The sequence below is a fragment of the Ruegeria sp. HKCCE4148 genome, from assembly GCF_017872495.1.
Lineage (GTDB): Bacteria > Pseudomonadota > Alphaproteobacteria > Rhodobacterales > Rhodobacteraceae > Ruegeria.
The window spans coordinates 114,512-140,901 of record NZ_JAEDOS010000005.1; the positions used below are offsets into that span (position 1 = coordinate 114,512).

At 57.4% G+C, this 26,390-nt stretch carries 32 protein-coding genes and 1 pseudogene; 16 read left to right on the forward strand and 17 right to left on the reverse strand.

All coding sequences use genetic code 11. From position 1 onward, the window contains the following. Positions 1 to 7 precede the first annotated feature (7 nt). The 10 genes and pseudogenes from I9187_RS15370 to I9187_RS21985 form a co-directional block, all read left to right on the forward strand. On the forward strand, positions 8 to 574 hold the full coding sequence (locus I9187_RS15370; RefSeq protein ID WP_171179099.1) for a TlpA disulfide reductase family protein: 567 nt from the start codon (positions 8 to 10) through the stop codon (positions 572 to 574). 91 nt (positions 575 to 665) lie between these two features. Continuing rightward, on the forward strand, positions 666 to 995 hold the full coding sequence (locus tag I9187_RS15375; RefSeq protein WP_171179097.1) for a hypothetical protein: 330 nt from the start codon (positions 666 to 668) through the stop codon (positions 993 to 995). A gap of 59 nt (positions 996 to 1,054) precedes the next feature. After that, positions 1,055 to 1,441 (forward strand): hypothetical protein, encoded by a 387-nt coding sequence (locus I9187_RS15380; protein ID WP_171179095.1) that lies wholly within the window; start codon positions 1,055 to 1,057, stop codon positions 1,439 to 1,441. Further along, on the forward strand, positions 1,438 to 2,409 hold the full coding sequence (locus tag I9187_RS15385; RefSeq protein WP_171179093.1) for a sterol desaturase family protein: 972 nt from the start codon (positions 1,438 to 1,440) through the stop codon (positions 2,407 to 2,409). The genes I9187_RS15380 and I9187_RS15385 overlap by 4 nt, the downstream gene beginning before the upstream one ends. Before the next feature lie 91 nt (positions 2,410 to 2,500). Next, entirely contained in the window at positions 2,501 to 2,689 is a 189-nt protein-coding gene (locus I9187_RS15390; protein ID WP_171179092.1) for a hypothetical protein, read from the forward strand. Positions 2,690 to 2,800: 111 nt separating this feature from the next. Further along, positions 2,801 to 3,634 carry an EAL domain-containing protein gene (locus tag I9187_RS15395; protein WP_171179090.1) on the forward strand — a complete coding sequence of 278 codons (834 nt, stop codon included), beginning with the start codon at positions 2,801 to 2,803 and terminating at the stop codon, positions 3,632 to 3,634. A gap of 190 nt (positions 3,635 to 3,824) precedes the next feature. After that, complete coding sequence (locus tag I9187_RS15400) at positions 3,825 to 5,000, forward strand: acetyl-CoA C-acetyltransferase (protein ID WP_171093726.1); 1,176 nt, start codon at positions 3,825 to 3,827, stop codon at positions 4,998 to 5,000. Positions 5,001 to 5,187: 187 nt separating this feature from the next. After that, positions 5,188 to 5,910, forward strand: coding sequence for an acetoacetyl-CoA reductase (gene phbB, locus I9187_RS15405; protein WP_171093728.1), 723 nt, complete (start codon positions 5,188 to 5,190; stop codon positions 5,908 to 5,910). Positions 5,911 to 6,208: 298 nt separating this feature from the next. Beyond that, positions 6,209 to 7,156 carry a transcriptional regulator GcvA gene (locus I9187_RS15410; protein ID WP_171179089.1) on the forward strand — a complete coding sequence of 316 codons (948 nt, stop codon included), beginning with the start codon at positions 6,209 to 6,211 and terminating at the stop codon, positions 7,154 to 7,156. A 140-nt stretch (positions 7,157 to 7,296) separates the two neighbouring features. Next, positions 7,297 to 7,509 (forward strand): annotated as a pseudogene (locus I9187_RS21985) (EamA family transporter); the annotation flags it as partial. Here I9187_RS21985 and I9187_RS15415 read toward each other — a convergent pair. The 3 genes from I9187_RS15415 to I9187_RS15425 all read right to left on the reverse strand — a co-directional run bounded on the left by I9187_RS15415 (position 7,506) and on the right by I9187_RS15425 (position 8,779). After that, entirely contained in the window at positions 7,506 to 7,670 is a 165-nt protein-coding gene (locus tag I9187_RS15415) for a DUF465 domain-containing protein (RefSeq protein ID WP_083445267.1), read from the reverse strand. The pseudogene I9187_RS21985 and the gene I9187_RS15415 sit on opposite strands and share 4 nt — an antisense overlap. Before the next feature lie 132 nt (positions 7,671 to 7,802). Next, positions 7,803 to 8,567: a methyltransferase gene (locus tag I9187_RS15420; RefSeq protein ID WP_209940238.1), complete on the reverse strand. Its 765-nt coding sequence runs from the start codon at positions 8,565 to 8,567 to the stop codon at positions 7,803 to 7,805. Then, entirely contained in the window at positions 8,564 to 8,779 is a 216-nt protein-coding gene (locus tag I9187_RS15425; RefSeq protein WP_050604033.1) for a DUF2007 domain-containing protein, read from the reverse strand. The genes I9187_RS15420 and I9187_RS15425 overlap by 4 nt, the downstream gene beginning before the upstream one ends. Positions 8,780 to 8,835: 56 nt before the next feature. Here I9187_RS15425 and I9187_RS15430 point away from each other — a divergent pair, with 56 nt between their 5' ends. Beyond that, a complete protein-coding gene (locus I9187_RS15430) occupies positions 8,836 to 9,834 on the forward strand; it encodes a polyprenyl synthetase family protein (protein WP_209509635.1) in 999 nt (332 codons plus the stop codon). Here the strand turns inward: I9187_RS15430 and I9187_RS15435 are convergent. From I9187_RS15435 to soxR, 4 genes are all read right to left on the reverse strand, one after another. After that, positions 9,827 to 10,648: a 4-(cytidine 5'-diphospho)-2-C-methyl-D-erythritol kinase gene (locus I9187_RS15435; protein WP_171179083.1), complete on the reverse strand. Its 822-nt coding sequence runs from the start codon at positions 10,646 to 10,648 to the stop codon at positions 9,827 to 9,829. The genes I9187_RS15430 and I9187_RS15435 overlap by 8 nt on opposite strands. Next, positions 10,638 to 12,308 (reverse strand): tetratricopeptide repeat protein, encoded by a 1,671-nt coding sequence (locus I9187_RS15440; protein WP_171238524.1) that lies wholly within the window; start codon positions 12,306 to 12,308, stop codon positions 10,638 to 10,640. The genes I9187_RS15435 and I9187_RS15440 overlap by 11 nt, the downstream gene beginning before the upstream one ends. 146 nt (positions 12,309 to 12,454) lie before the next feature. Then, entirely contained in the window at positions 12,455 to 14,104 is a 1,650-nt protein-coding gene (locus tag I9187_RS15445) for an electron transfer flavoprotein-ubiquinone oxidoreductase (protein WP_171179081.1), read from the reverse strand. Between the two features lie 136 nt (positions 14,105 to 14,240). Beyond that, positions 14,241 to 14,696, reverse strand: a complete 456-nt coding sequence (soxR, locus tag I9187_RS15450) for a redox-sensitive transcriptional activator SoxR (protein WP_171179080.1) — start codon at positions 14,694 to 14,696, stop codon at positions 14,241 to 14,243. A gap of 82 nt (positions 14,697 to 14,778) precedes the next feature. On the opposite strand from soxR, the gene I9187_RS15455 reads away from it, so the two are divergent. From I9187_RS15455 to I9187_RS15465, 3 genes are all read left to right on the forward strand, one after another. Then, a complete protein-coding gene (locus I9187_RS15455; protein WP_171179077.1) occupies positions 14,779 to 15,159 on the forward strand; it encodes a VOC family protein in 381 nt (126 codons plus the stop codon). Positions 15,160 to 15,393: 234 nt separating this feature from the next. Beyond that, positions 15,394 to 15,864 (forward strand): transcription elongation factor GreA, encoded by a 471-nt coding sequence (gene greA / locus I9187_RS15460; RefSeq protein ID WP_171179075.1) that lies wholly within the window; start codon positions 15,394 to 15,396, stop codon positions 15,862 to 15,864. Between the two features lie 14 nt (positions 15,865 to 15,878). Then, positions 15,879 to 16,874, forward strand: coding sequence for a hypothetical protein (locus I9187_RS15465; RefSeq protein ID WP_171179073.1), 996 nt, complete (start codon positions 15,879 to 15,881; stop codon positions 16,872 to 16,874). Here the strand turns inward: I9187_RS15465 and I9187_RS15470 are convergent. From I9187_RS15470 to I9187_RS15490, 5 genes are read right to left on the reverse strand one after another with little or no spacing between them, the layout of a single operon-like run. Then, on the reverse strand, positions 16,871 to 17,464 hold the full coding sequence (locus I9187_RS15470; RefSeq protein ID WP_245223237.1) for a GNAT family N-acetyltransferase: 594 nt from the start codon (positions 17,462 to 17,464) through the stop codon (positions 16,871 to 16,873). The genes I9187_RS15465 and I9187_RS15470 overlap by 4 nt on opposite strands. Further along, positions 17,461 to 19,530: a gephyrin-like molybdotransferase Glp gene (gene glp / locus I9187_RS15475; RefSeq protein ID WP_348540114.1), complete on the reverse strand. Its 2,070-nt coding sequence runs from the start codon at positions 19,528 to 19,530 to the stop codon at positions 17,461 to 17,463. The genes I9187_RS15470 and glp overlap by 4 nt, the downstream gene beginning before the upstream one ends. Next, complete coding sequence (gene mobB, locus I9187_RS15480) at positions 19,527 to 20,018, reverse strand: molybdopterin-guanine dinucleotide biosynthesis protein B (protein WP_171179071.1); 492 nt, start codon at positions 20,016 to 20,018, stop codon at positions 19,527 to 19,529. Before mobB ends, glp begins: the two co-directional genes overlap by 4 nt. Further along, the gene (gene mobA / locus I9187_RS15485; protein WP_171179070.1) at positions 20,015 to 20,671 is read right to left on the reverse strand and encodes a molybdenum cofactor guanylyltransferase MobA; all 657 of its coding nucleotides are present in this window, start codon (positions 20,669 to 20,671) and stop codon (positions 20,015 to 20,017) included. Before mobA ends, mobB begins: the two co-directional genes overlap by 4 nt. Then, a complete protein-coding gene (locus I9187_RS15490; RefSeq protein ID WP_245223238.1) occupies positions 20,664 to 21,605 on the reverse strand; it encodes a formate dehydrogenase accessory sulfurtransferase FdhD in 942 nt (313 codons plus the stop codon). The genes mobA and I9187_RS15490 overlap by 8 nt, the downstream gene beginning before the upstream one ends. Between I9187_RS15490 and I9187_RS15495 the strand changes: the two genes are divergently transcribed. After that, positions 21,604 to 22,317 (forward strand): AzlC family ABC transporter permease, encoded by a 714-nt coding sequence (locus I9187_RS15495; RefSeq protein WP_171179069.1) that lies wholly within the window; start codon positions 21,604 to 21,606, stop codon positions 22,315 to 22,317. The genes I9187_RS15490 and I9187_RS15495 overlap by 2 nt on opposite strands. After that, on the forward strand, positions 22,314 to 22,646 hold the full coding sequence (locus I9187_RS15500; RefSeq protein ID WP_171179068.1) for an AzlD domain-containing protein: 333 nt from the start codon (positions 22,314 to 22,316) through the stop codon (positions 22,644 to 22,646). Before I9187_RS15495 ends, I9187_RS15500 begins: the two co-directional genes overlap by 4 nt. Here the strand turns inward: I9187_RS15500 and I9187_RS15505 are convergent. From I9187_RS15505 to I9187_RS15525, 5 genes are all read right to left on the reverse strand, one after another. Next, entirely contained in the window at positions 22,635 to 23,267 is a 633-nt protein-coding gene (locus I9187_RS15505) for a hypothetical protein (protein WP_171179067.1), read from the reverse strand. The genes I9187_RS15500 and I9187_RS15505 overlap by 12 nt on opposite strands. 17 nt (positions 23,268 to 23,284) lie before the next feature. Beyond that, a complete protein-coding gene (locus I9187_RS15510; RefSeq protein ID WP_050604020.1) occupies positions 23,285 to 23,419 on the reverse strand; it encodes an aa3-type cytochrome c oxidase subunit IV in 135 nt (44 codons plus the stop codon). 89 nt (positions 23,420 to 23,508) lie between these two features. Then, positions 23,509 to 24,048 (reverse strand): hypothetical protein, encoded by a 540-nt coding sequence (locus tag I9187_RS15515; protein ID WP_171179066.1) that lies wholly within the window; start codon positions 24,046 to 24,048, stop codon positions 23,509 to 23,511. Beyond that, positions 24,035 to 25,876 (reverse strand): glycerophosphodiester phosphodiesterase, encoded by a 1,842-nt coding sequence (locus tag I9187_RS15520; protein WP_348540115.1) that lies wholly within the window; start codon positions 25,874 to 25,876, stop codon positions 24,035 to 24,037. Before I9187_RS15520 ends, I9187_RS15515 begins: the two co-directional genes overlap by 14 nt. A gap of 56 nt (positions 25,877 to 25,932) precedes the next feature. After that, positions 25,933 to 26,385, reverse strand: coding sequence for a DUF6173 family protein (locus I9187_RS15525; RefSeq protein ID WP_171179064.1), 453 nt, complete (start codon positions 26,383 to 26,385; stop codon positions 25,933 to 25,935). Between the last annotated feature and the right edge of the window lie 5 nt (positions 26,386 to 26,390).

Sequence of the window (26,390 nt, forward strand, 5' to 3'; positions counted from 1 at the left end):
AGTTGATATGCGCCTATTTCGTCTGATCCCCCTTTATATGGCCCTTGCGCTGGGTGCAAACGCCGCTTTGGCCACCGATGCCGAGACGCTGGCACCGCTGCGGGAAGACAGCCTGAAGCGCTTGATCCTGCATAAAGAGCCCAAGCCTGCCAAATCCATCGAATTCCAGCTGGAAGATGAGGGTGGCGTCGGTACGCTTGCAGATTACGAAGGCAAATACGTACTGCTGAATTTCTGGGCCACCTGGTGTGCGCCTTGCCGCAAGGAAATGCCTCAGATCGCGGAACTGCAGGAAGAGTTCGGAGGCGACAAGTTTCAGGTCCTGACTTTGGCGACCGGCCGAAACTCGCCCGCCGGGATCGAAAAGTTCTTTGAAGAGAACGGTATTGCCAATTTGCCCCGCCATCAGGACCCAAGCTCGGCGGCCGCGCGCGAGTTTGGCGTGATCGCGCTTCCGATCACGGTCATACTGGATCCCGAAGGCCAGGAAATCGCCCGCCTGATCGGGGATGCCGAATGGAACTCGGACAGCGCCAAAACGATCATCTCGACACTTGTAGAAGCAAATAGCTGACGAATAGCGCGGTTACCACCTGTTTGTGCTACACTCGAACCGGCCCAAATGGGCCGGTTTTCGTTTGTGCCCTTATGGGAAGGAGGCTGCGATGAAACCGGTGGTTCTTTTGATTGGGAAGCTGCCAAACGTGATCGGCGATGTGGCCAGACAACTGGATCACTTGCCGATTCAATGGCTGGGCGCGCATGACACCGACGAAGTTCGAAAGCAGTTGGATGCCGAACCTCGGATCACCTGCGCCATTTTGGGGGCAGGTCTGGATGACACGATTCGCGGAGAGATGGTTGGCATTATTGCCGCCCGTCGTCCGGATATCTGCATCCACCTCAAGGATCGGGCATCAGGTCCTGATGGGCTGGTGCCTTTTGTCCAACGTGTTGTTCAGTACGAAATTCTGGAACGTCTGGAACGTACCTGACGCAACGCCACCTTTGACAGCCCCAACGTGTCTTTGCAGGGTGTCCGCAGGAGGATGGGATGCCGTTGGAAATACTATTGGTTCTGGTGGTCGGAGGAATCGCCGGAATCACATTGCTTTTGCATCTGACGGGCCATTCGGAGCCTTTTGTGCTGACACCCGAAACCGCACGCGCACAATGGCTGCGGCATGCACCGGACGACACCATCATTGATGTCACGATCTCGAATGACCGTCACGCGGCACTGGTGCGTACCGAAACCGGCGCAGGACTGCTGTGGTCCTTCGGTGCCGACACTGTGGCCCGGCATTTGCTGGATTTCGATTGGATCGAACGCCCCGAAGGCTTTGAAATCCAGTTTCACGACTTCGACACCCCCGGCACTCTTATCCACCTGGACGAAATAGAGCGCGCCCACTGGCGTCACCTGATGGAGCCCGAATGACCGACCAGATCAGTTTCCCCGATGCCGTTCAGTGGGCGGTTCCCTTTTTTGTGGCCGCGATCTTGGCGGAATTTTTGTGGATCGCCGTCAAAGGCAAAGGCGGGAGATACGAAACGCGTGATGCCGTAACTTCGTTGATCATGGGCGCAGGCAATATCGCGTCCGGGTTTCTGCTGGGCTTCATTGCTTATGGCTTTTTCATGTGGCTGTGGCAGATCACACCGCTGGATCTCGGCACGTCGATCCCGGTGATCATTCTGTGCTTTGTGCTGGACGATTTCCGTTACTACTGGGTGCACCGTTTTGGCCACCGCATCCGCTGGGTTTGGGCAAACCACGTCAATCACCACAGCTCACAGCACTACAACCTGACCACCGCTTTGCGGCAGCCCTGGACCTATACCTTTACGCTTATGATGGTCGTGCGCGCGCCATTGATCCTGATCGGGTTCCATCCGGCCCTGGTCCTGTTTGTCGGTGGATTGAACCTGATCTATCAGTTCTGGATTCACACCGAGGCCATCGGAAAGATGCCCCGTTGGTTCGAGGCCATTATGAACACCCCTAGTCACCACCGCGCCCATCACGGCCGGAATGCACGCTATCTGGATTGCAACTATGCAGGCGTCTTCATCATCTGGGACAAGATGTTCGGAACCTTTGTCCCAGAGCAGGAAAACGACCGTGTCGATTTCGGACTGGTTCACAATATCGGCACATTCAACCCGCTGCGCGTGGCCTTTCACGAATGGGTCGGCATCTGGCGTGACGCGACCCAGCCCGGTCTGACACTGCGCCAACGGCTGGCTTATTGCTTTGCCCCGCCGGGATACAGCCACGATGGCAGCCGCGACAGCTCGGAACAGATCAAGGCCAAACATCTGGCCCGTCATCCAGAAGATTGCGGAACGCCCGGGTTTGAACATTTCGACAAAAAACTGCCCACTGGACAGGCAGAGCGGGTCTGACACCGGCGAACGCGCACCCGCCGCCCTTGAAATTCAGGCTTCGCAGGCCATATCGCTACTCATCTGTGGTCAAGAGTGAAGGAGGGTCGGCATGAACCGTTTGGCAGTCATTTCAACCTATGTCGGGTTGTCCGGCCTTTTGCTCGCGATGATTACAGCGTTGAACAGCACTGCACCGGCATGGATCGCCTTGGGCTTTGCTTTGATGGTTACAGGCGTAGTAGGAGCGGTGCTGAGTGCGGCTTCGTCCCTTGCCCGCGCTTGGAGCATCTCTCGATAAATCCTGAATCTTCTGGCTCCTTAACCGCAGATTCATCTGTTTACCCCGAAACTGTGTCGAAACACCTGCCCCGGACATACCGTCTGTCACGGGCTGATGGGAATCGGCGCTATGGGAAACAAGAAACAACTTAATGTGCCCGATGGGTCAGAAAGCCCGCTGAACGCTGCGGTGTCGACTCGCGATCGTTCGATTGTGCAGATGGCAACCGATGCGGTGAAGCACAAACAGTGCAAGTTGGCTTTTCAACCGGTCATGCAGGCAAACGCTCCTAACGGCGTTGCGTTTTATGAAGGGTTCATTCGTGTGCTGGACGAAACAGGGAGGGTTATTCCTGCGCGCGAGTTCATGCCGCAACTCGAAAACACCCCGATTGGCCGGGATCTGGATTGCGTTGCGCTGGAGTTTGGGTTGCGAACACTGGTGAGAAACCCTGAGATTAGGCTATCGATCAATATGTCCGCCCGCTCGATCGGGTATTCTAGGTGGTCGGCAACCCTGGATCGGTTCCTCAAGCGTGACGCCGCACTGGGCGAGCGGCTGATCCTTGAAATTTCGGAAGGCTCGGCCATGCAAGTACCGGAATTGGTGATCGACTTTATGGACCGTTTACAGGATCGCGGCATTGCCTTTGCCCTGGATGACTTCGGTGCCAGTAATTTTTGCTTTCGCCACTTTCGTGAATTCTTGTTCGATGCCGCCAAAATTGATGGGCAGTTTGTCAGGGGTATCAGCAACAACCCAGACAATCAGACACTTGTGCGTGCTCTGATCGCAGTGGCTCGGGAGTTTGAAATTTTGGTCACCGCCGAATCGGTTGAAACACGCGAAGACGCTGCGTTTTTGACAGCCAGCGGCGTGGATTGCCTGCAAGGGTACTTGTTTGGCGCGCCAAGTGTCGCTGCCCCCTGGAAGCAGGAAAGCGTTTCAAAAACAGGAAGTTGACCATGGGTCAATCAGAAAAATTCGTGCTTTTACAACGCTGAGACAAGCTGACCGTTGCTGCATGTGCAGCATTAGGCTATTGCATGAGTACTTGAGCGGGGATCACGGGGCGCTCTTGTTTCGAGGGGGGCTCCTCTCGGCCTGCGCCGTCAGAAATTCCGCTGGCCCATGACGGTAAAGGACTGATCATATGACCAACGTAGTAATCGCATCCGCCGCACGCACAGGTGTCGGCAGCTTCAGTGGTTCGTTTGCGAACACCCCTGCACATGATCTGGGCGCTGCCGTCCTGGAAGCAGTTGTCGAACGCGCCGGTGTGGACAAAGGCGAGGTTAGCGAAACAATCATGGGTCAGGTTCTGACTGCCGCCCAAGGCCAGAACCCTGCACGCCAGGCGCATATCAATGCCGGTTTGCCGCAGGAAAGCGCAGCCTGGGGCATCAACCAGGTGTGTGGTTCGGGCCTGCGCGCTGTCGCGCTGGGTGCCCAGCACATCCAGCTGGGTGACGCCGAGATCGTTGCCGCCGGTGGTCAGGAAAACATGACACTGTCGCCCCATGCCGCTGCCCTGCGCGCCGGTCACAAGATGGGCGACATGAAGTATATCGACACGATGATCCGCGACGGTTTGTGGGATGCCTTCAACGGCTATCACATGGGTCAGACTGCCGAGAACGTTGCCGAAAAATGGCAGATCAGCCGCGACATGCAGGATGAATTTGCTGTTGCTTCGCAGAACAAGGCCGAAGCCGCCCAAAAGGCTGGCAAATTCGCAGATGAAATCGTGCCCTTCACCATCAAGACCCGCAAGGGCGATATCGTGATGGACAAGGACGAATACATCCGCCACGGCGCAACCATGGAAGCCATGGCAAAGCTGCGCCCGGCCTTCACAAAGGATGGCTCGGTTACTGCGGCGAACGCTTCCGGCCTGAATGACGGCGCGGCAGCGACCCTGCTGATGTCAGCAGAAAACGCCGAAAAGCGTGGGATCGAGCCCCTCGCCCGCATCGCCTCTTACGCAACCGCCGGTCTGGACCCGTCGATCATGGGTGTTGGCCCGATCTATGCCTCGCGCAAGGCGCTGGAAAAGGCAGGCTGGTCGGTTGACGATTTGGATCTGGTTGAAGCCAACGAAGCCTTTGCCGCGCAGGCCTGCGCCGTAAACAAGGACATGGGCTGGGATCCGTCGATCGTTAACGTCAACGGCGGCGCAATCGCCATCGGGCATCCGATCGGCGCGTCGGGCTGCCGTGTCCTGAACACGCTTCTGTTCGAAATGAAGCGCCGCGATGCCAAGAAGGGTCTGGCGACCCTTTGCATCGGTGGCGGCATGGGTGTCGCCCTGTGTGTGGAGCGCGACTAAGTGCGTTGACACCTGAATAACAAAGGGCGTCCCTTGGGCGCCCTTTTTTGTTACAACAGGGTCTTACCCGTTGGATGCGACGATATTGCTACCTAAAAAGGTCAAATCCACAACGAAACAATATTGCGCACGATCACCTCTCAGAGTAACAGCATTACCAAGACGACTAAAATTGAAGGAGTCATAAATGGCACGTACAGCACTCGTCACCGGCGGTTCCCGCGGCATTGGCGCAGCAATTTCCAAGGCGCTCAAAGCCGAAGGATACAATGTTGCCGCTACCTATGCAGGCAATGACGAAGCCGCCGCGAAATTCACCGAAGAAACCGGCATCAAGACCTACAAGTGGAACGTCGCCGATTATGACGAATCCAAAGCGGGTATCGAGAAAGTCGAAGCCGAGGTTGGCCCCATCGACATCGTTGTTGCCAACGCAGGCATTACGCGCGATGCGCCATTCCACAAAATGACGCCCGATCAGTGGAAAGACGTGATTGACACCAACCTGACCGGTGTCTTCAACACCGTACACCCCGTCTGGCCCGGCATGCGCGAGCGTAAATTTGGCCGCGTCATCGTCATCAGCTCGATCAACGGTCAGAAAGGTCAGTTTGCTCAGGTGAACTATGCCGCGACCAAAGCTGGCGACCTGGGCATCGTAAAGTCCCTGGCGCAGGAAGGTGCGCGCGCGGGTATTACAGCCAATGCAATCTGCCCCGGCTACATCGCAACCGAGATGGTTATGGCCGTACCGGAAAAGGTCCGCGAATCCATCATCGGTCAGATTCCGGCAGGTCGTTTGGGTGAACCTGAGGAAATCGCACGCTGCGTGGCGTTCCTGGCCTCGGACGATTCCCAATTCATCAATGGCTCGACCATCTCGGCCAACGGTGCGCAGTTCTTCGTCTGATTCATTTGTCAGAAGACAAAACGGGCCGGTCCTTTTGGACCGGCCCTTTTCTATCCCGTAAGATCGCGCGCGCTGCGATCAGCGGGAACCGAAAATGCGCTTCCAGAATTGCCAAATGACACGGCTGCGTTCTTGATGGGCGCGCAGGATCGCCATCTGCGCGGCGGGATTTGTCGTCATCTCGATCATGGCTGTCTCCTATTCAAATCAGTTTTATTTGACCTAAGGCGAATATGAAGGTTACTTATGAAAGCTACAAACGAGCTTTCTTGGACTTTCAGTTAAGTTTTACTTCACTATGAGCGACTATCTTCCCCCGCTGACCGCGCTCCGTGCGTTTGACGCCGCAGCCCGGCATATGTCTTTCGCGAAGGCGGCGGCAGAGCTGCATGTGACGCCAGCGGCCCTGTCTTTTCAGATCAAATCGCTTGAAGAACATCTGGGCCGACCTCTGTTTCACCGACTGAACCGCGCCGTAGAGCTGACTGAGGCCGGTCGAACCCTGGCACCCGGTACAGCGGAAGGCTTTGCCGCATTGCAAGCTGCGTGGCGCGCCGTGCGCAGGCAAGAGAACGACACCAGCTTGACCGTCACAGCCGGTCCTGCATTGACGGCCAAATGGCTGGCACCACGGCTCTACGAGTTTGCCCGCGCCCATCCTGAGATCGATCTGAAATTCTCGGCCACGCTGCGCAACATGGACCTTGAGCGGGACGATGTGGATGTCGCCATCCGCTTTGGCAATTCTGCAGATGAAGGGCTTTATTCCGTACCGGTCAGAAAAGAATGGCTAACCCCGGTCATGACACCAGAACTGGCGGAACAATTCGACACCCCGGAAAGCCTGCGACACGCCCCATTGATCCATGACGATTCGATCAGTTTTCTGACCCCGCCCTGCGACTGGCCCGCTTGGTTCCGCGCCATGGGGGTCGATTTCACCCCGACTCATGGCGCGCATTTTTCAAATGCCGATCACGCAATTGACGCCGCTGTCGCCGGTGTCGGAGTGGCGCTTGGACGACGCGCCATGATTCTCAAAGATCTGACCGAAGGCCGCTTGGTCGCACCCTTCAAAGTGGCCTTGGAAACACAAGGCCGATTCCGGTTTTTATGCCTGCCTGGAGCCGAGAAAAAGCCTCAGATCGCGGCCTTCCGAGATTGGTTCCTGACCGAGATCGAAAAAACCGCGCATATATCAGATGAGTTTGAAATCATACCGATTAAAGAGGTTTCCACCTCGTAACTAAAATGCAGCGGAAATCGGATTTTTGGCCGCTTTATTATGGGCATTATTTGACAAATTCACATTCGAATCCGAACCTGCGCCAACCCTACTATGGAACACGACCTGCTTCGCGATTGACGGAACGATTGGAGTGCGCTGGGCCTGTCGGGCTAGCGTTCTATGTGCGGGACGTCGAGGTCATGCAAGGCGACATTCAAATTCTTGGAGCCTCGTCTTACGCGGCCTCTTTGTTGTCAACGCTGGCTTTAGTTGTGGCCGGGACCGCCGCCTCATCCTGAGGGCTTGCGATCGCGACCTTGTTGATCACTGGCGGGGCCTTGATCGCGGCCCGCTCCAGCCTGAAATCTTAGGCAGACAGGCGTTCGATCTCTTCTTTCAGCTTAAGTTTCTGTTTTTTCAACTGAGCAATATGAAGATCATCAATGCCCGGCGAGCGTTGGGCTTGTTCCACTTCGAGACCGAGAGATTCGTGCTTTTTCTTCAGTTCCGTCAGATGTGCGCTCACGCTCATTGCGATCCTCCTTGGTTTACGTGTCTGTAGTTCACGTAAGAAGTTGACCACATCGTTTCCACCCTGTCACGCTGCACAAGCACAGAATCTGTAATAAATCCGACAAAATCGGCTGGTCATTGCCGATCGCCGTCAGAACCGGGGCAACGGCGCGGCGTGTCTCAGGACTGCCACGATCTGGTCTGTATAGCTTTCGCCGTCCATTTCATGGCGCTCGCCCGCGTGCAGAATCAATGGCGCATGGAGGCGAAATGCCGCACGCCCCCCTTTGCGGGCCCGCAAAATGACCAATTCCGCCTGTCGACCTGCGCGCGCGCAGAGCGGCAACACTTCAACTGAGCCCAGTTTATCCGCGCAGGCCACTATCATATCCGGCAAGCGGTCTGCCTTTTGAATCATCTGCAGATACCCTTGCGGGGCCAGACGCTTGGCCGCCACTGATATCCAGTCGCTCAGAGGGGTGTCCTCGCCCAAAGCAATGCTTCGTCCTGCATCGCTGGCCCGGCTATGCGCTCCGGCGCGGTAATATGGGGGGTTGGCAATGATGTGATCAAACTGGCGCTGTCGAATCTCGGTCGGCAAGGCGGTCAGATCAGCCTCAATCAAATCCAGCTTCACGCTGTTCATTTCCGCATTCCGGCGCGCCAAATCGGCATACGCAGGCTGCAATTCAATTCCTGTCAGGTGCAGGCCCGGCACCCGCGCAGACAGGCACAGAATGGCGGCGCCCGCGCCACATCCCAGCTCCAAAACCGACTGATCGGCACTGGCCGGCACTGATGCCGCCAGTAAAACCGGGTCTATTCCGGCGCGATAACCTGAGGCGGGTTGCAGCAGTCGAATCCGGCCACCCAGGAAATCGTTGCAGGTCAAATCATTGTCATCAAAGCGGGTCATCGGCCCAGCGGAATCTCATTATCGCGCATAACACGTTCAGCGCGGGTCAGATCCTCGGCCCGCACCATGAGGCGCCGGGGGAAGATTCCGATACCGCCTTCGAGGATGCTCATATTTACGTCCATCTGAAAGCAGTCTATATCCTCGCCTTCAAGGAGAGCGGATGCAAAGGCCAGGATTGTCGGATCGGTACTGCGCAGTAGTTCTTTCATGGGGATGGATGTAAGGGCAAGGCGAGGTGGAAGTCGAGCCTTGTATCAGGAGTTTGATGACCGTCGACGTGATCTCAAAACCGCATGAGCGCCTCGCTGAACTTTTGGCGGGTGAGATGGAGGCCGTGAATGGCTTGATCCGTACGCGAATGGCGTCGGACCACGCGCCGCGTATTCCGGAAGTTACCCGGCATCTGGTGGAAGCAGGTGGGAAGCGTCTGCGCCCAATGCTGACATTGGCCGCCGCGCAGTTGTTTGGCTATACCGGCGACCACCACGTGCGCCTTGCCGCCACGGTCGAGTTTATTCACACCGCGACACTGCTGCATGACGACGTTGTTGACGAAAGCGCCCAGCGGCGCGGTCGCCCGACCGCAAATCTGCTGTGGGACAACAAATCCAGCGTTCTGGTCGGCGATTACCTATTTTCTCGCAGCTTCCAGCTGATGGTCGAGACTGGGTCGCTGCGCGTTTTGGACATTCTTGCCAACGCTTCGGCTACGATTGCCGAAGGTGAAGTGCTGCAAATGACCGCTGCAACTGATCTGCGTACGGACGAAGATGTTTATCTGCAGGTCGTACGTGGCAAGACAGCCGCACTGTTTTCCGCCGCGACTGAGGTCGGTGGTGTGATCGCTGGCGCGTCGGAAGAACAGGTCAAAGCATTGTTCGACTATGGCGACTCACTGGGCATTGCATTCCAGATTGCGGATGATCTGCTGGACTATCAGGGAGACAGCAAGGCAACCGGCAAGAACGTGGGTGATGATTTCCGCGAGCGTAAGCTGACTCTTCCGGTGATCAAAGCCGTGGCCCAAGCGACGCCCGAAGAACGCGCGTTCTGGGAGCGCACGATTGAAAAAGGCCGCCAACAGGACGGCGATCTTGATCACGCGCTGGGGCTAATGGGCAAATATGCCACGCTGGAACAAACCCGGCAAGACGCCTTGGGCTGGGCCAACAAAGCCAAGGCATCGCTTGAGGTTCTGCCGGATCATGAGATTCGCAGCCTGCTGCGAGCACTGGCAGATTACGTGGTTTCGCGCCTCAGTTAAGCTGAGTGGCGCGGCACCACCAATCAGGATGGGCTGCGCCAATCTCATAAGCAGCGAAATGCGCGTCTTTCATCGTCGGATACAGCGCAAAGCAGGTTGACCCCGACCCCGACATACGCGTGATAAGGGCGCGGTTGGTCGATTGCAGCTCGTCCAGAACCTGTTCTATCTCGCGCGCAGCGCCCATGGCAGGCACTTCCAGATCGTTTCGCTGATCGCTTAGCCACAAGGCACAGTCGTTGGCGTTTTGAAACTCGGGGATGTTCTCAGGCATAGCCGGATTGTCTCTGCTCGCCAGAGCGTTGAACACGGCCCCCGTTGGCACATGCACATTCGGGTTGACCAACAAAGCGGGCAAGTGCGGAAGGTTTACAGCAACCAGTTGATCACCAATGCCTTGCATTCTGATCGCTCGGCCCTTCTGACAGACGGGCACATCTGCCCCCAGTGACAAGGGTAAATCCGGTGGAACGGCATGGCCTTGCTGCGCCAAGGCACAAAGCGTTGCGGCGGCGTCCGACGAACCGCCACCGATCCCCGCCCCGTGGGGCAGAGATTTGCGCAGCTCGATTTGCCCGGTCCACCCGACGCCCTCGGCTGCTTTCCACACCAGATTGCGTTTGTCCTTGGGTACCCCATCGGCGAATTCTCCGCCCACCTCCATGGAAAGCACAGGGCCGGAGTTAAATGTCAGCTGATCACCCAAATCCGCAAAAACTACCAGAGAATCCAACAGATGATAGCCGTCATCTCGACGGCCAGTGACATGCAGGGTCAGATTGATCTTGGCGGGCGCAAACGCCTTAGTTGCCATTGGCGACCTTCAAAGGTTCCGAACCTTCTTCGGCCAGAACGGCATCCAGCCCAACCTCGATCTTGCGGCGAATGCGCTCAGGGTCGGCTTCACCATCTGTATCTTCGGGATCAATGAAAGACAGGGCCCGCTTCCATTGGAATTCGGCCTCACGCGACCGTCCCACGGCCCAGTAGACATCGCCCAGATGATCATTCACCACCGGATCGACCGGCATCAGCTCAACGGCGCGTTCCATCTGTTCAACAGCCTCGTCATAACGACCCAGACGGAACAGGACCCAGCCCAAGCTGTCGACGATGTAGCCACTGTCCGGGCGGGCTGCCACAGCGCGTTGAATCATGTCCAGCGCTTCATCCAGCTTCTCTTTGCGCTCAACAAGGGAATAGCCCAGATAATTCAACACCTGCGGCTGATCCGGGTTCAGCTCAAGCGCGCGCCGGAAATCAGCTTCGGCCTGGTCCCACTGCTTCAACCGCTCATGGCTGATGCCACGGGCATAATGCAGGAACCAGTTACCCCCCGCCGCGTTATCGGTCAGCGCAATCGCCGTATCATAGGACGTTACTGCCGCCTGATAGTTTTCCTGACGCCGCTGCAGGTCAGCCAAGGCCACATGCACACCCGGAAGGTCAGGATCCTGCGCCGCCAGATTTTGCAGCACTTCCACGGCAGCATCGGTTTTACCTGAGCGGTCCAGAACCTCGGCCCGGCCCAGCTCGGCCGCGTGGTGATCATTGCTGTCTGCCGGAACCATGCGATAGGCGGCAACTGCCAGATCATACTGCTCCAGTTGATCCAGAAGATCTGCACTCAGCAAAATGGCGTCCACATGATCGGGGCGCAGAAAACTGGCCAACCGTGTGTAAAGAAGAACGTAGTCCGGCGACGCCTCAGCGTTCAGCGCGGCCCCAACGGAAAAGAAAATTTCGGCCATACCGTCCTGCGCAGAACGGACATGCGTGAAGGGCAGCGTTTCACCTGCCTCAAGTTGGCTGGTATAGGTTTCTATTGTCGGGTCGCTACCCGCCACAAAGACGTCTTCGAGGAACTGTAAGGCGTCTTCGTTCCGATCCAGCTGAGACAGCACCTCGGTTCGCGCCAAAGCCGCACGACGCGTGAAACGCGCCACCGCACCTTCATTGTCCGCAAAGATCACCTCGGCGCCTTCAAAGTCGCCGATCGAGGCCAATGCCATTGCCTTGTGGTACAACGCAAACTCTTTCAGTCCGTCTTGCGTGGCAACGGTTTCGAACTGTTCCATCGCCTTTGTCATTTCGCCCTGCGCCAAATGAGCCCAGGCGGTCATCAACCCATCCACCAACGGCCCGACACCCTGAGTTTCGGGGTTCCGCGCTAAAAGGACGTCGTATTTGCCATCTACAATCAGATTTGCCGCAATTGCCATACGCGCGGCCTGACTGGGCAGATTTGCCTGTTCGATCTGCTCGGCAACCGGCAAGGCACGATCAACTTCGCCCAACGCCAAACGCGCCACGACAACGCTTTCCAACAGCAGCGGATTTTGGGAATCGAACTTCAGGGCTTGGGCATAATAGCGCTCGGCTGCGGCATAATCACTTTCGTAGATCGCCTGTCGCCCGGCCAGATACGACCCTGCGCCCGAGTCAGAGAACGCCGGAACTGCGACCGACGACATGAGAAGCACGGACAGCGCCGCGCGACGAACCAGGGAAACCACCGAAATCCTGCCTTGCTATCATTGACTGACCATCAAGCTAGGGCTTCGGCTGGCAAGAGGCAATGGCAGAGCCTTCACGACCCTGCCAGTGCCCGCTTTTTTGCTTACATGTTGGGGTAGTTCGGGCCATCCCCACCCTGCGGCGTTGTCCAGGTGATGTTCTGGCTGGGATCCTTGATGTCGCAGGTTTTGCAGTGCACGCAGTTCTGAAAGTTGATGACGAATCGCGGGCCCGCAGTTTCGTCCTCGACAACCTCATATACGCCAGCGGGGCAATAGCGCTGCGCTGGTTCGTCAAACTTGGGCAGGTTGACTTTGACCGGCACCTCGGGGTCGGCCAAACGCAGGTGGCAGGGCTGGCTTTCCTCGTGATTGGTCGCCGCGAAAGACACGTTGGTCAGGCGATCAAATGACAGCACACCATCGGGTTTGGGATAGTCGATGGGCGCGTGCTTACTGGCATCTTCGGTCGAGTCTGCGTCGTTCTTTCCGTGTCCGACCGTCCCGAACATCGAGAAGCCCATGGTATTGGTCCACATGTCCAGACCACCCAACATCAGCGATGCGGTCAGACCCCATTTCGACCAGATCGGCTTGACGTTGCGCACTTTTTTCAGATCGCTGCCGATCGGACCGTCGCGCACATCTGTCTCGTATGCGGTCAACTCGTCACCCGAACGGTCAGCCTTGATCGCGTCATAGGCAGCCTCTGCCGCTGCCTTGCCCGACAGCATCGCATTGTGGTTGCCCTTGATGCGAGGCACGTTGACCATCCCAGCTGAACAGCCCAGCAGTGCCACACCGGGTGCGACCAGCTTCGGCATCGACTGATATCCGCCCTCGGTAATAGCACGCGCACCGTAGGCCACGCGCTTGCCGCCCTTCAGCAGATCGGCAACCATCGGATGGTGCTTGAAGCGCTGGAATTCCATGTAGGGATACAGATGCGGGTTCTTGTAGTTCAGGTGAACCACGAAACCGACATAGACCTGATTGTTTTCAAGATGATAGATGAACGATCCGCCACCCGCGTTGCTGCCCAGCGGCCAGCCCATCGTGTGCGTGACAGAACCTTCCTTGTGCTTGGCCGGGTCGATCTCCCAGATCTCTTTCATGCCAACGCCGTATTTCTGCACGTCCTTACCGGCTTGCAGTTCATATTTGGCGATAACTTCTTTGGACAGCGAGCCGCGCACGCCTTCCGACAGGAAGACATATTTACCATGCAGCTCCATCCCCGGCTCGGTGTTAGGCCCGTACGAGCCGTCAGCTTCCAGGCCAAAGACACCGGCGACAACGCCTTTGACTTCGCCGTTTTCGCCATAGACCAGTTCCGAACACGCCATTCCCGGGAAGATTTCAACGCCAAGCTCTTCGGCCTGCTCTGCCATCCAGCGACAGACATTGCCCATCGAAACGATGTAGTTGCCGTGGTTATTCATCAGCGGCGGCATCGGGAAGTTGGGGATGCGCAGTTTGCCCGCTTCACCCAACATGAAGAAGTTGTCTTCGTGCACGGGCACGTTCAGCGGAGCGCCTTTTTCCTTCCAGTCCGGGATCAGCGCGTCCAGACCACAGGGGTCAAGCACCGCACCCGACAGGATATGCGCGCCAACTTCCGAGCCCTTTTCCAGAACCACGACGTTCAGGTCGGCATCCAGCTGTTTCAGACGGATGGCCGCCGACAGGCCCGCGGGGCCTGCACCCACGATCACCACATCGTATTCCATCGCTTCGCGTTCAATCTCGGCCATCGCGGGCTCCTTAGCTAACTTTCCGAATTGGCGCTTTCTACATGTGGTCGGCGCAATTTTGTTTCACGGCTGATTACATGGTTGCAAAGACCTTGGTCAATCGAAACACGGCGTAACAATGCCGCTATTCGACACTTCAAGCTTCTGGTGTGTCCCCCATCAGATACCTGGGACCGCTACCATTGGATTTTACCCGGTCATCGGGGTTGTAAAGCGCACATTTCGGCAGGCTAAGACACCCGCATCCGATGCACCCATCCAGATTGTCGCGCAACCGCGTCAACGTATCGATTCGTTGATCCAGATGGGCACGAAGCTGAACGCCGATGGCTTTCCAATCCTGCGGTGTCGGCGTACGGTTTCCCGGCAGGACCGACAACACTTCGCGGATTTCCGGCAGGGTCAAACCGAACTGCTGCGCAATCATCACAAAGCTCAACCGCCGAATGTCGGCTCGCTGATAGCGCCGCTGCCCGCCCGAGTTGCGCCAGGGCGATATCAAACCCTGCGCCTCATAATACCGGATAGCCGATACTGCCAACCCGGTACGCTGGGCCAATGCGCCGATTGCCAGCCCTTCTGAAACAGCCATCACATCCTCAAAAAATACCTTGACCTAAAGTTAGGTTTAGAAATTAGCTTGAGTCGGGACAAGCCTAAAAACAGGAGATCCCATGATGGCAACGCTTGAGCATACAAATTTCACAGTCCGCGATCCGCAGGCTTCAGCCGCTTGGATGGAGCAGGTCTTTGATTGGAAAACCCGATGGGAAGGCCCCGCAATTGCAGGTGGTTACACGGTTCATGTCGGATCGGCCCATACTTACCTGGCGCTGTACAAACCGGATGAACCGAAACCTTCGGGCGAAAGCAGCTATGATGTCATTGGCGGCCTCAATCATGTGGGCGTTCTGGTTGAAGATATCGATGCGACCGAAGCCAAGGTTCGAACTGCTGGGTTCGAGCCGCACAACCACGCGGATTATGAACCAGGGCGTCGGTTCTATTTCCGCGACGACAACGGCATCGAATTCGAGGTTGTGCAATATGATTGAGATGATGTGGCTTTACGCCCCTTCCCAGCGATGGCACAGGTCTCGGCACCCTGATCATCGCCACAGACCGCACCCAAAATCCGCACGACGGCGCGAAGTCGCGAATTGATCGCTGTAACCACTGTCACCTCTTGCAATTCACGTGGTATTTGGGTCAGGTAATTGCCAACCTAATATTCGCCCCGACGCTTCTGTGCGGCGGGGCGACTCAATTTATGCGTGGACGTAGAGAGTATGGAAAAGATCCCGATGACGCCTGCGGGCAATGCCGCGCTTGCGGCTGAGCTGAAGAACCTCAAATCCGTTGAACGCCCGGCGATCATCGAGGCGATTGCCTCGGCACGCGAGCTGGGCGACCTGAAGGAAAACGCTGAATATCACTCGGCACGTGAAAAGCAGGGTTTCATCGAAGGCCGCATCAAGGAATTGGAAGGTATCCTGTCGCTGGCCGATGTCATTGACCCGGCAAAGCTGTCCGGTTCTGTTAAGTTTGGCGCAAAGGTGACTCTGGTCGACGAAGACACCGATGAGGAAAAGACCTGGCAGATCGTTGGCGAATACGAAGCCAATATCGAAGCTGGCCTGCTGAACATCAAATCCCCCATCGCTCGTGCCCTGATTGGTAAAGAGGAAGGGGACAGTGTCGAAGTGCGTACCCCCGGTGGCGTGCGTTCTTATGAAATCCTGAGTATCGAGTACACCTAACCGGAGCGCATGAAATGTCCGCGCCCAATCCTGACCCGGAAACCGAAAAACCGACCTCGCTGGGCATTTATGATCGCCCGAAAGCGTCGGCCGTCACTGAAATTGAGATTGCCGCACTGGTGCTCAGCCTGATCTGGCTGGTGGTGTCGGTCGTTTTTCTGGTGCTTCCGGAACAGGGCCAAAACGGTGGCTTTATTGTTACCTTCCTGGCGGTGTTCATGCCCGTGGCCATGATCTGGGTTGCGGCCACGGCAATGCGTGCCAGCCGGGTCATGCGTGAAGAAAGCGCACGGCTGCAAACAGCGATTGATGCCATTCGGCAGGCGTATGTCGCGCAGCAACAGCGGGCCTCTAGTACCTATGAGCCAGCGGTGACGAAAAAGCTGGACGAGATCGCGGCGACCACCCGGAAAACCGAAAATGCGCTGGCGACGTTCTCGACCAAGCGCGCTGCTCCGACTGCAAGATCGGGGCAAGCGCCCGTTCCGGGCGATCAGACCTCACTGGAACTGGGAACGCCTGCGGAAGAGATCGCACCGCCGCTCAGCACCCCGGTCTTTCTACGCGCACTGAACTTTCCAGAAACACAGGATGACACCGAAGGGTTCAATGCACTGCGTGTGGCGCTAAAAGATCGAAAGACAGCGCAAATTGTACAAGCCTCACAGGATGTTCTGACGCTGCTCAGCCAGGAAGGCATCTATATGGATGACCTGCGCCCCGATATGGCCCGGCCAGAAGTCTGGCGCCAATTTGCCCAAGGTACACGTGGTCGCGCGGTTGCCGCGTTGGGGGGCGTGCGCGACAGATCCTCGCTGGCGCTGACCGCAGCACGGATGAAACAGGACCCGATTTTCCGCGATGCAGCCCATCACTTCTTGCGTCGCTTCGACAAGATGATGGCCGAGTTCGAACCCACCGCAAGCGATGCAGAACTGAGCGCGCTGGGTGAAACGCGTACTGCAAGGGCCTTTATGTTGCTGGGCCGTGTGGCCGGAACCTTCGACTAGGACGTTTCCACAGGCCAGGACATCTTTGTCGCGCTGCTAAAGCCGAAGAGGTATTTGAGCGGCCCGGTTTTTTCCTCACCCACTGGCCGGAATCCTTCGCGCTCGTACAAAGCGCGTGCACGCGGGTTTGTATCGATCACATCCAGCTGAACCTCTGACATGCCCTGGCCTCTGGCCTCTTGTTTAATAGCATTCAAAAGGGCCGTACCCACACCTTTGCCACGGGCATCAGCGGCGACAAATATGCCATCCATCTGAAATACCCCCGGTTTCAGTTCACGTTCCAGCAGGCTTAATATGCAGGCGCGCCACACTGCCCCGAACCAGCCATAGGTTCCCGCAAGATCAGACATACTGCCACCGGCCAAACCGCCATCGCGCGTTTTGAACCCTGCCAGCCCCAACATACGGCCTGTTTCATCTCGCGCGACGAGCGCGAAATTCGGGTTCAAAGCGATTTCAAAGAAAGCCAAACCTTTTCCATCTGGCCCCATGACCTTGTACAGCTTGGGCGAGAACGCCTGCCAGAACAGCGCCGCTGCATGCAAGCGTTCGTGATCAGCAAAGCCTGATGAAATCGCAATGGTCAAATACCAAAGCTCCCATACGGAATGAAACGCACTGTATCGCCCGGTTTGATGTGCCGCGCACCATCTTCGATTTCAACCAGTCCTTCGGCCCAGCTGAGCCCGCTGATCCGGCCCGAGCCTTCCGAATGAAACACTTCGACCCTCCCATTTCGCACCTTTGCACGCAGGTATTCACGGCGGCCAGGTTTTTTGCTTTTCTCAAAGGCGGCCGGAACCTCAAACCCTTGCGGTTCCGCCCAGCCTTCGCCCGACATCAGGCCCAGAGCGGGGCGTGCAAAGATCAGGGTGCAGACCATGGCAGCCACCGGGTTGCCCGGAAGGCCAAACACCGGCACGCCTGCCCACAAACCCAAAGCCAGCGGGCGCCCCGGCTTTAACGCGATCCGCCAGTGCTGCATCGCCCCCGCCTCTTGCAACAGGGCGGACACATGATCTTCATCGCCTGCTGATGCGCCTCCGCTGGTCAGGATCACATCAGCCTGTGCTGAGGCTTGGTCCAACCGGTCCCGCAAAGCATTCCGATTATCTGCAACACGCCCCATGTCAACAGGCACAAATCCCATGCGTTCGATCAACGAAAGCAGCATCGGGCGGTTGGCATCGAAAATCTGTCCCGGACCTGCGCTTTCTCCGGGTTCGATCAACTCATCACCGGTCGAGACCACCGCCACACACAACGGCTGACGCACATTCACCTGCGCGATACCCACAGCAGACAGCAACGCGAGATCGGCAGGAGTCAACCGACGCCCGGCGGGCAAAGCCACATCACCTGCCATCACATCTTCACCCGCGCGCCGCGTGTTCGCGCCTTTTTTCAGCGGACCGCGGAAGGCAATATGCCCGTCTTTGACCGTGACATCCTCTTCCAGAATAACCGTATCCACACCATCAGGCAGTGCTGCGCCCGTCAGGACACGCAAAGCCCGACCTTCGGGGACTGAACCGTCAAACGGTATTCCCGCCGCCGCGCGCCCATCAATCAACGGCATGACCTGCGTGCCATCCGGGACGGGACCCGCAAACCCGAACCCGTCCACTGCCGTGTTAGGCTGGGGCGGATTTGAGCGTTGGGCGATCACATCCTCGGCCAGAATGCGGCCACTTGCCTTGGACAGCTCAAGCGTTTCCACTGACGTGATCGGATGCAATCTGTCGCGCAGATAGGCCAATGCCTCGTCTACAGGTGTCCACTCCACCCCGGCAGGCAACGCGAAACAATCGTTTCGCAATGGCGACGGGGCTATGTTCGGCTTGTCCTGAGCTACACCCAATATCCAACCTTCCTCTGCCGCTGAGACATTCAATTGCGCATCCAACTCCTGCTCTGTCAAACGTGACAGAGTCAAGGCGACCTGTTCGACCTGCCAGGCATCCTTGATCTGCCCCGCTGGCGACGCTCCAAGGGTCAGAGACGGCCAGATCTCTACAAAGGCAACCGGTTTGTCCAATGGCTCAAACGGCCAGACCGCGATCTTCCCCGCAAACCGACGGCGGAGGCGGTTCAGAACCGGCAGCCCCATCATCACCTGCCCGCCAACAGCCCCCGCACCTGCCATCTGCCAGCAGGTGAAGCTGCCCTTGGCCAGGGTTTCTACAACGCGACGGTCCGGGAAAGGGTTGGAATAGTCGGTTTTCCTGCGCGGCAGACCATTGATGTCACGACGCAAACCGTTCATCCAGAACGGGCCTTTTCCGCCAAACTTCAGGTTAATCCGGCCTGCCAGATCAAAACGGTTGTTCGCCTTGGGTGTGTCCTCGACATGCCCTTCGAACCAATCCCACAAAGCCAGTGGATCGTCTGCACTCGTCATCGCCCGGGCAAACCCTGCCGGATAGCCAAACGGGAAATCAAACCCCAAAAACAGGCGACGACCGACCTCAAGCTCGGTACGGATCAGAGCCTCAAGCCACTTTTCGGCGACCATCCTGTTGCGCTGGTATTCAGGCTGCAAAACGTGCCCTTCGCGCGCAGTACAGGCCCAAATTGCATCTTTGCGCGGGGTCGGCCCGGTGTCGTTTCCACCAGACCAATCCACCATGGCAAAGGTCTGGAACAAGCTCACAAACCGACCTCTTTCAGGATGAAGTCCGCGATCGCTGCCGTGTCATTCAGATCAAGAACCGGGCGATCCAAGTCCAGCGGAATGTCACTGGCCACTGCCCTAATGGTCGCGTTCTCGGGGGCCATAAGCGCATGGCCCGCCACAGCGCGGAAAGCTTCGACCTTTGGGTGATCTTCGCGCTTGAAACCTTCAATAAGCACCAGATCAACCGGTGAAAGCCGGGCCAAAAGATCGGCCAAAGGTGGCTCTGGCGTGCCGCGCAGCTCTTGCATCACGGCAATTCGCTGACCTGAGGCAAGCAGCACTTCGCTGGCCCCAGCCATGCGGTGGCGATGACTGTCGGTGCCGGGTTGATCCACATCGACACTGTGATGCGCATGTTTGACAGTCGACACCGTAAAGCCCCGGCCTGTGATCTCGGCCACCAGCCGTTCCATCAGTCCGGTTTTGCCAGCATTCTTCCAGCCAGTGACGCCAAAGACCCTCATGCCTGCTCCAACAATGTTCGGGCGCGATCCAGATCTTCGGGCGTATTGACGTTGAAGAACGGGTCAAACGGGTCGGCATCGAACAAAGCCTCTCGCCCATCATGTTTATCGGTCCACAGCACCACCTTGCGCAGCCCATCCGTCAGCGCCGCTCGCAGATCATCGCGCAGCGCGACTGGCCAGAGGCCAAAGGTCGGATGCCGGTTGACCCGTTTGCCGCCGCCAGATTTCAGCGCCTCGTCGCCGGTGCGCGGAGTCGTCGCCAAAACCAGAGGGTGCACCTGCCCCTCTGCCGCATCTTGCAATCGCACCACTAAATCGCGTGGGAAGAACGGCGTGTCAGCAGCAGCGGTCACAATGCTGCCCGCGCCTTGTTCTGCCGCCCAATCGAGCCCGGCCAGCACCCCGGCCAAAGGCCCCGCGAACCCTTCGATTGTGTCAGGAAGCACAGTCAGGTTCAGGTCGGAAAACCGCTCGGGGTCGCCATTGGCATTCAGAGCCAGCCCACTGACCTGTGGGGACAGGCGTTCGATCACATGAGAGATCAAGCTTTGCCCATCGATCTGCAACAGGCCCTTGTCACCGCCGCCCATCCGGGTCGCCTGTCCTCCTGCGAGGATGATGCCCAGAGGTTTTTTTATCTTATCACTCATTGGCACTCTTCCGACGATGTTTTTTTTCCTCGACCGCTACGGTTGACGGGTCCACGTCGCGCAGCAGGCGGTCCTCGCCCGACAGGCAGACAAAGCGCTGTCCGCGCATCCGGCCGATTAGGGTCAGGCCAACCTCGCGCGCGATCTCGACGCCCCAAGCGGTGAAACCCGAACGAGACGCTAATACAGGGATACCCATCATAGCCGTTTTGATCACCATCTCGGATGTCAGGCGACCGGTGGTGTAAAGGATCTTGTCCGCCGCACCTTCGCCTTCGGACAACATCCAACCTGCGATCTTGTCAACGGCGTTGTGGCGGCCCACATCCTCCATATAGACCAGCGGGCGGTTTTCGCGGCACAGGACCGTGCCGTGAATTGCGCCCGCCTCAAGATACAGCGACGGCGTGCGATTGATCTTGGATGCCAGATCGTAGAGCCATGAGGTCCGCACCTGAACCTGCGGCAATTGCACGTCCTCAAGCCCCTCCATCATGTCGCCGAACACCGTTCCAACGGCGCACCCACTGGTGCGTGTCTTTTTCTTCAGCTTGTCCTCATACGATGTCTCACGCGCTGTTCGCACAACAACGGTCTCAAGATCGTCGTCGTAGTCCACGCGGGTAATCTCATCATCCGCCAACAGCATCCCCTGGTTGCGCAGAAAGCCCAGCGCCAGATATTCGGGATAGTCGCCGATTGTCATCGCCGTCACGATTTCCTGGGAATTGAGGAAAATCGTCAACGGGCGTTCTTCGACCACCGAGATCTGGCTGGCCTCGCCGTTCTGGTCTGTGCCCTCGACCGCTCGGGTCAGGCGAGCAGCGCCCGGATCAGGGGCGATAAGATAGTCCGACAGGTCGAATTTCGTGGCCAATTGCAACCCCTTCCCAAGACAGTTACTGCTGCTGGCGTCACCATAGGATTTAGCCATGGCCGCTGCCACATCCAAGTCATACTTCTGGAAAGGTTTTCGGGACGGGACGCCTTTTGTCTTTGTCGCTGTCCCTTTTGGCCTGTTGTTCGGCGTTTTCGCGACCGAAGCCGGGTTGGATATTGTTCAAACCATCGCCTTTTCGGCCACCGTTTTTGCCGGAGCCGCCCAGTTCACGGCGCTGCAACTTTTACAGGATCAAACTCCAACAATAATCGTGTTGATCTCGGCACTGGCCGTGAACCTGAGGGTCGCGATGTATTCCGCGTCGCTCACGCCCTATCTGGGTGCGGCCCCACTTTGGCAGCGCGCCTGTGCCGCCTACCTGATCGTCGATCAGTCTTATGCCTGTTCGATTGTGCGGTTCGAGAAAGAACCTGACCTGACGATCCCACAGCGCATGGCATATTTTTTCGGCTCGGTTACACCGATCACGCCGCTTTGGATCTTGGCGACCATCATCGGCGCTGTCCTAGGGGCACAAATCCCGGAAAGCTGGGCGTTGGATTTTGCTCTGCCGATTACTTTTCTGGCCATGGTCGGTCCGATGATGCGCACCCTGGCACATGTAATTGCGGCCCTGGTCGCCATAGTCGTCGCGCTTCTGACGGTGGGTGTGCCGTACAATCTGGGTCTGTTGATTGCCGGGATGGCCGGGATGATGGCCGGTGCACAAGCCGAACTGATGCTGGAACGGAGGTCGCCGTCATGACCCAGATCGACCCGACCACCATGTGGATCATTATTGTGGGCCTGGCAGTGGGCAGTTACGCACTGCGCTTTACCTTTATCGGGCTTGTGGGCGATCGCCCTATGCCGCCCTGGCTGCTGCGGCATCTGCGTTATACGGCTGTTGCGATTATACCCGCACTGATCACACCATTGGTGGTGTGGCCTTCTGCGACCGGCGGGCAACCGGATATCCCCCGAATGTCGGCGGCGGCGGTTGCGTTGCTTGTGGGTCTGATCAGCAAGAACGTCCTGGCGGCTATCTTTTCAGGGGCCGCCACGCTTTACGGACTGCTCTATCTACTGACTTGAACCTGCGTCCAACTGATTGAGAAGCGCGTTGTTTGCAGCCAACCCTTTTTGCAGATCGGCATCGTCATTTTCGCGATATTCCTGCGTTACGACACCTGGAATCTGCCCAAATTGATCGGAAAGTTTTACCGGGCTGAAAGTGACATCGATCTGTTCAAATCCGGGAACTTGCTGCAACAGACGGGCCGTTGAATTCGCGCAAAACGCGCTGGAAACCGGACCGCTCTGCTTGGCAAGTTGATACGCTATCTCTGCCTGCTGCGGCGTGACAATCAGCGTCTGGATGCGCGCATAATGGCTCTCGCGAGCATGTGAACTTCGATACGCGCGTTCAACAGCCGGTGTTATTCCGTAAAGAACATCGTTCCTCAAAGGGACGACATCAGCTCGAAACGACCCCGCCGGATCAAAGATCACACGTTCGCTTGCGCCAATCATCAAAGAGGTGTGCGCGCCAGAACCGGTGCGCGTATTGATCATTGTGTACAGCGTCAGCGTGGACGGCCCGGGATCGCTATAAGACCTCGAGACAATCTCCGCCTGATCGGCTTGCGGACGATTAGAGCCCGCACAGCCCGCAACGGTTGCTACCAAAAGGCAGGCGATCAAAATCCTGAGCAAAGTTGCCCCCGATTTGTTTAGGAGGCGAAGACCGCCAGGAACAGGCACAAAAAGGCAATCGCAACCACGCACCATGTGGTGGCTTTGATGAAACCGTTGAAAGTTTTGGTTTGGACGGTGATGTCCATTTCGCCGTGCTTGTGTTCAGCCATGAGTCTCAGAATCCCAGTTCGCGTGTTTGATCTGTTGGATAATAGAAAACCAGACGCCTGTCACCACGTCATTCGCGCGCAGGGTATACTTACCTGAGGATCGAGCACCCCGGATACCCAAACCCCCACCGCCACGGCAAGCCGCTGCATGGCCCACCGCCGAATCGAACGGCGCCATACATCGCATCCGCAGTGATCGCGTGCACGTCACGGATTTGCTTGGGTGTCATCTCGTAACGCTCGGCATAATCTTCAGCGTAACGATTTCCGTGTTCCACCACACAAGCATGCAGGGCATCATCCGCTGCAAGACGCGCGTCATAGCTTTCCTCTGCCGTCACCGCGCCGCCCGCGTTGTGATAGGCTTGGTCATGGGTCACGCAACAATATTCCCATGGCGGGTGCTCTTCATACAGCTCGCCGACTTGGGGGAACTGCTTGGCGACCCAGCGCCAACTGGCCGAAAGTCCGCCCGAACAGCCGTCGGTTTCAAACGCGGTCAATTCGGCGCTTAGACTTTGGTCCACAAGGGCACGGTGCGACGGCAACTCAAAACTGCGCATCAGATCCTGAGACAAGGCAGGCAGCGGCAGCAATGATACGAATAATGCTAAATTAAGGGCTTTCATCACGCATTGCCTCGGTATCGACCTGCAATCCAAACGTTGTTGCCAGCCACAGCAACAATCGCTCACCTGGCCCCATTTCAGCACGCACGCGCAGAACTTCGTTAGCCATGGCCGGGCGGTCGGTGATCAACCCGTCTACACCCATCGAGGCCATTTTGGACATCTGCAACGGGTCATTCACCGTCCAGACATAGATATCCTTGTCCGCGTCCTGCACCTTTCGGATCAGCCCCGGTGTCACCATCCCTGCATTGACCGCGACGAATTCACCTTCCAGGCCCGACAGGTCCCCAACGGCAGTGGCCGCCAACACGCCAGACCGCCAGTCGGGGCGCAGCTTTTTCATCTTTTGCACGGCTGGGTATTTCAGCGACATTGTGGCAATTTCATCCTGCATCCCCAGCTCTTCCACCAGGTTGATCACCCGATTTTCCAGATCGACATCGTGACCATAATATTTCAGTTCAATCAGAACCTTGGATTTGCCTTTGGCCGCTTCCAGCACCTCGCGCAGGGTCGGTGTGCGTTCCGAGGCATATTCCGGCCCGAACCAGCTGCCAATATCGATGTCAGCCACGTCCTCCATGGTGGCGTCCCAGACCTTCAGGTTGACGCCAGCCAGCTTCATGAAGTCGCTGTCATGGGCCACGATGACCACATCATCTGCCGTTTCCTGCACGTCGATCTCGACCCAATCCGCGCCATCCTCAATGGCTTTCAGAACTGCGGCCATGGTGTTTTCCGGCCGTATGGCCGCAGCGCCCCGGTGGCCGATCACCTCGGCATGATCCGGCGCCTGCACACGTTCCAGCAGGCCCTGCCCGAACCAAAGGCCAATACCCAATGCGGCCAGAGCCGCTGCGACAGTTACAAACACGGGCGCGCGGATTTTCCTGGGTTCAGGGTGAGCAACTTCCTTGGCGTCTGAATCAAAAAACCCATCCAGCAAAACGGCAAGTGCGCCCAACGCAGTCGCCGCCAGAACCAACCCCGCCAAAGACCAAAGCCCTGCGATGATTAGGCTAAAGATCAAGGCAAGCTTTAGGCTGCCGCCTTCCTGTATCGGTACCAGCGCAAACAAAAGACTGGCCACCCCTGCGATCAAAGCCGCAATAACAAGCCGCGTCGCCAGCCACAGGGCAAGTTCGACCTTCAATCGCCCACGCTGACCTTCCATCCTCTGCTCGCTTTGCGAGAAAGCCACTCGAGGCGACGCACCTTCAAACAGCACCAGATGCAGCGCCAGCGCCCAACCGGACAGACGCCGGATCAAAACCCAAGCCAACGCCAGAACCACCAATCCGATGAGGACCACCGCCACCTGAAAGGCGGGCGGATGGAAGGTCAGGTAGTAGTTGATGTCATATTCCGTCAACGTCCACCAAGCGATCAGCCCTGCAACGGCCACAAATGGCAGGGCAAGCAGCAAGACGCGTAGAATAAACCGCACCGCAAACCCAAACAGCGCCGGAAAGCGGGACAGGTTCAATGCGAGCGCCGCGCTTCCAGCGCGCCAAGGGTCGCTTTCGCCCATGCGCAAGGACCCGGCCATAACCGAGAACACAAAGACCTCAGCCAGCAAAAACAGGCTGAGCACTGCGATACCCGCGATGAACCCGGCCGGAGACAGCAGGAACATTGCAATGTCCTGATCCGTCAGCGCCGTCTGATCCGACAAAGACACAGCCAGGTTGACCGCCACTGCGACACCCGGCGCAATCAACGCCATCAGCAGCAGGCGCACCGCAATATAGATCGGGACAAAGACTGTACGCCGGGCCCATGCCCCGGCATAGGCATGTGAAACGGCTTGAAAAAATCTGCTCACGCTGTGGCCTCCGAAATGATGCATTCATTCAAAGGCGCGCAAGCGTGAATTGCAAGTCAGCTGTCTTCCAGATCGGCCGCCAAACGGAACCCGATACGGTTGGCGGGTTTGTCTTCAACCGATTTGGGCAATGCGCGCAGCATCACGTTCAACTGGCTGACATGTTGCACCAATTGCGTGCGGGCCCCTGCCCCGTCCGAACCATAGAACGTGATCATATCGGGGTCGAAATATCCCATGCCTTCGATCCGCATCACGCCGGCATCCCCACCGGTAAAGCCCATTGCGACCTCGTGGTCGCCATCCAGCGTCTTTTCAAAGTTCTGGATGTACATGATCAGTCGCTCATACGCCCATTGGGCGGGGCTTTTGGTTTCAACCGGCTTGTTCAATGGCTCAGGCAGGGTTTTAGTGCCGGATTCAGCATTTGGATCGGCATGAACCTCATGGCATCGTGGCAAGGCGGCGGCTTCGGCGGCCTCGGCCGAGGTTTCAATCTGGTCCTGCATTCTTT

What these genes read in the sequence shown, in the direction of transcription:
- I9187_RS15370 (WP_171179099.1), top strand. Translation starts at nt 8, where the DNA reads ATGCGCCTATTTCGTCTGATCCCCCTTTATATGGCCCTTGCGCTGGGT.
- I9187_RS15375 (WP_171179097.1), top strand. Translation starts at nt 666, where the DNA reads ATGAAACCGGTGGTTCTTTTGATTGGGAAGCTGCCAAACGTGATCGGC.
- I9187_RS15380 (WP_171179095.1), top strand. Translation starts at nt 1,055, where the DNA reads ATGCCGTTGGAAATACTATTGGTTCTGGTGGTCGGAGGAATCGCCGGA.
- I9187_RS15385 (WP_171179093.1), top strand. Translation starts at nt 1,438, where the DNA reads ATGACCGACCAGATCAGTTTCCCCGATGCCGTTCAGTGGGCGGTTCCC.
- I9187_RS15390 (WP_171179092.1), top strand. Translation starts at nt 2,501, where the DNA reads ATGAACCGTTTGGCAGTCATTTCAACCTATGTCGGGTTGTCCGGCCTT.
- I9187_RS15395 (WP_171179090.1), top strand. Translation starts at nt 2,801, where the DNA reads ATGGGAAACAAGAAACAACTTAATGTGCCCGATGGGTCAGAAAGCCCG.
- I9187_RS15400 (WP_171093726.1), top strand. Translation starts at nt 3,825, where the DNA reads ATGACCAACGTAGTAATCGCATCCGCCGCACGCACAGGTGTCGGCAGC.
- phbB (WP_171093728.1), top strand. Translation starts at nt 5,188, where the DNA reads ATGGCACGTACAGCACTCGTCACCGGCGGTTCCCGCGGCATTGGCGCA.
- I9187_RS15410 (WP_171179089.1), top strand. Translation starts at nt 6,209, where the DNA reads ATGAGCGACTATCTTCCCCCGCTGACCGCGCTCCGTGCGTTTGACGCC.
- I9187_RS15415 (WP_083445267.1), bottom strand. Translation starts at nt 7,670, where the DNA reads ATGAGCGTGAGCGCACATCTGACGGAACTGAAGAAAAAGCACGAATCT.
- I9187_RS15420 (WP_209940238.1), bottom strand. Translation starts at nt 8,567, where the DNA reads ATGACCCGCTTTGATGACAATGATTTGACCTGCAACGATTTCCTGGGT.
- I9187_RS15425 (WP_050604033.1), bottom strand. Translation starts at nt 8,779, where the DNA reads ATGAAAGAACTACTGCGCAGTACCGATCCGACAATCCTGGCCTTTGCA.
- I9187_RS15430 (WP_209509635.1), top strand. Translation starts at nt 8,836, where the DNA reads ATGACCGTCGACGTGATCTCAAAACCGCATGAGCGCCTCGCTGAACTT.
- I9187_RS15435 (WP_171179083.1), bottom strand. Translation starts at nt 10,648, where the DNA reads ATGGCAACTAAGGCGTTTGCGCCCGCCAAGATCAATCTGACCCTGCAT.
- I9187_RS15440 (WP_171238524.1), bottom strand. Translation starts at nt 12,308, where the DNA reads ATGTCGTCGGTCGCAGTTCCGGCGTTCTCTGACTCGGGCGCAGGGTCG.
- I9187_RS15445 (WP_171179081.1), bottom strand. Translation starts at nt 14,104, where the DNA reads ATGGCCGAGATTGAACGCGAAGCGATGGAATACGATGTGGTGATCGTG.
- soxR (WP_171179080.1), bottom strand. Translation starts at nt 14,696, where the DNA reads ATGGCTGTTTCAGAAGGGCTGGCAATCGGCGCATTGGCCCAGCGTACC.
- I9187_RS15455 (WP_171179077.1), top strand. Translation starts at nt 14,779, where the DNA reads ATGATGGCAACGCTTGAGCATACAAATTTCACAGTCCGCGATCCGCAG.
- greA (WP_171179075.1), top strand. Translation starts at nt 15,394, where the DNA reads ATGGAAAAGATCCCGATGACGCCTGCGGGCAATGCCGCGCTTGCGGCT.
- I9187_RS15465 (WP_171179073.1), top strand. Translation starts at nt 15,879, where the DNA reads ATGTCCGCGCCCAATCCTGACCCGGAAACCGAAAAACCGACCTCGCTG.
- mobB (WP_171179071.1), bottom strand. Translation starts at nt 20,018, where the DNA reads ATGAGGGTCTTTGGCGTCACTGGCTGGAAGAATGCTGGCAAAACCGGA.
- mobA (WP_171179070.1), bottom strand. Translation starts at nt 20,671, where the DNA reads ATGAGTGATAAGATAAAAAAACCTCTGGGCATCATCCTCGCAGGAGGA.
- I9187_RS15495 (WP_171179069.1), top strand. Translation starts at nt 21,604, where the DNA reads ATGGCCGCTGCCACATCCAAGTCATACTTCTGGAAAGGTTTTCGGGAC.
- I9187_RS15490 (WP_245223238.1), bottom strand. Translation starts at nt 21,605, where the DNA reads ATGGCTAAATCCTATGGTGACGCCAGCAGCAGTAACTGTCTTGGGAAG.
- I9187_RS15500 (WP_171179068.1), top strand. Translation starts at nt 22,314, where the DNA reads ATGACCCAGATCGACCCGACCACCATGTGGATCATTATTGTGGGCCTG.
- I9187_RS15510 (WP_050604020.1), bottom strand. Translation starts at nt 23,419, where the DNA reads ATGGCTGAACACAAGCACGGCGAAATGGACATCACCGTCCAAACCAAA.
- I9187_RS15515 (WP_171179066.1), bottom strand. Translation starts at nt 24,048, where the DNA reads ATGAAAGCCCTTAATTTAGCATTATTCGTATCATTGCTGCCGCTGCCT.
- I9187_RS15525 (WP_171179064.1), bottom strand. Translation starts at nt 26,385, where the DNA reads ATGCAGGACCAGATTGAAACCTCGGCCGAGGCCGCCGAAGCCGCCGCC.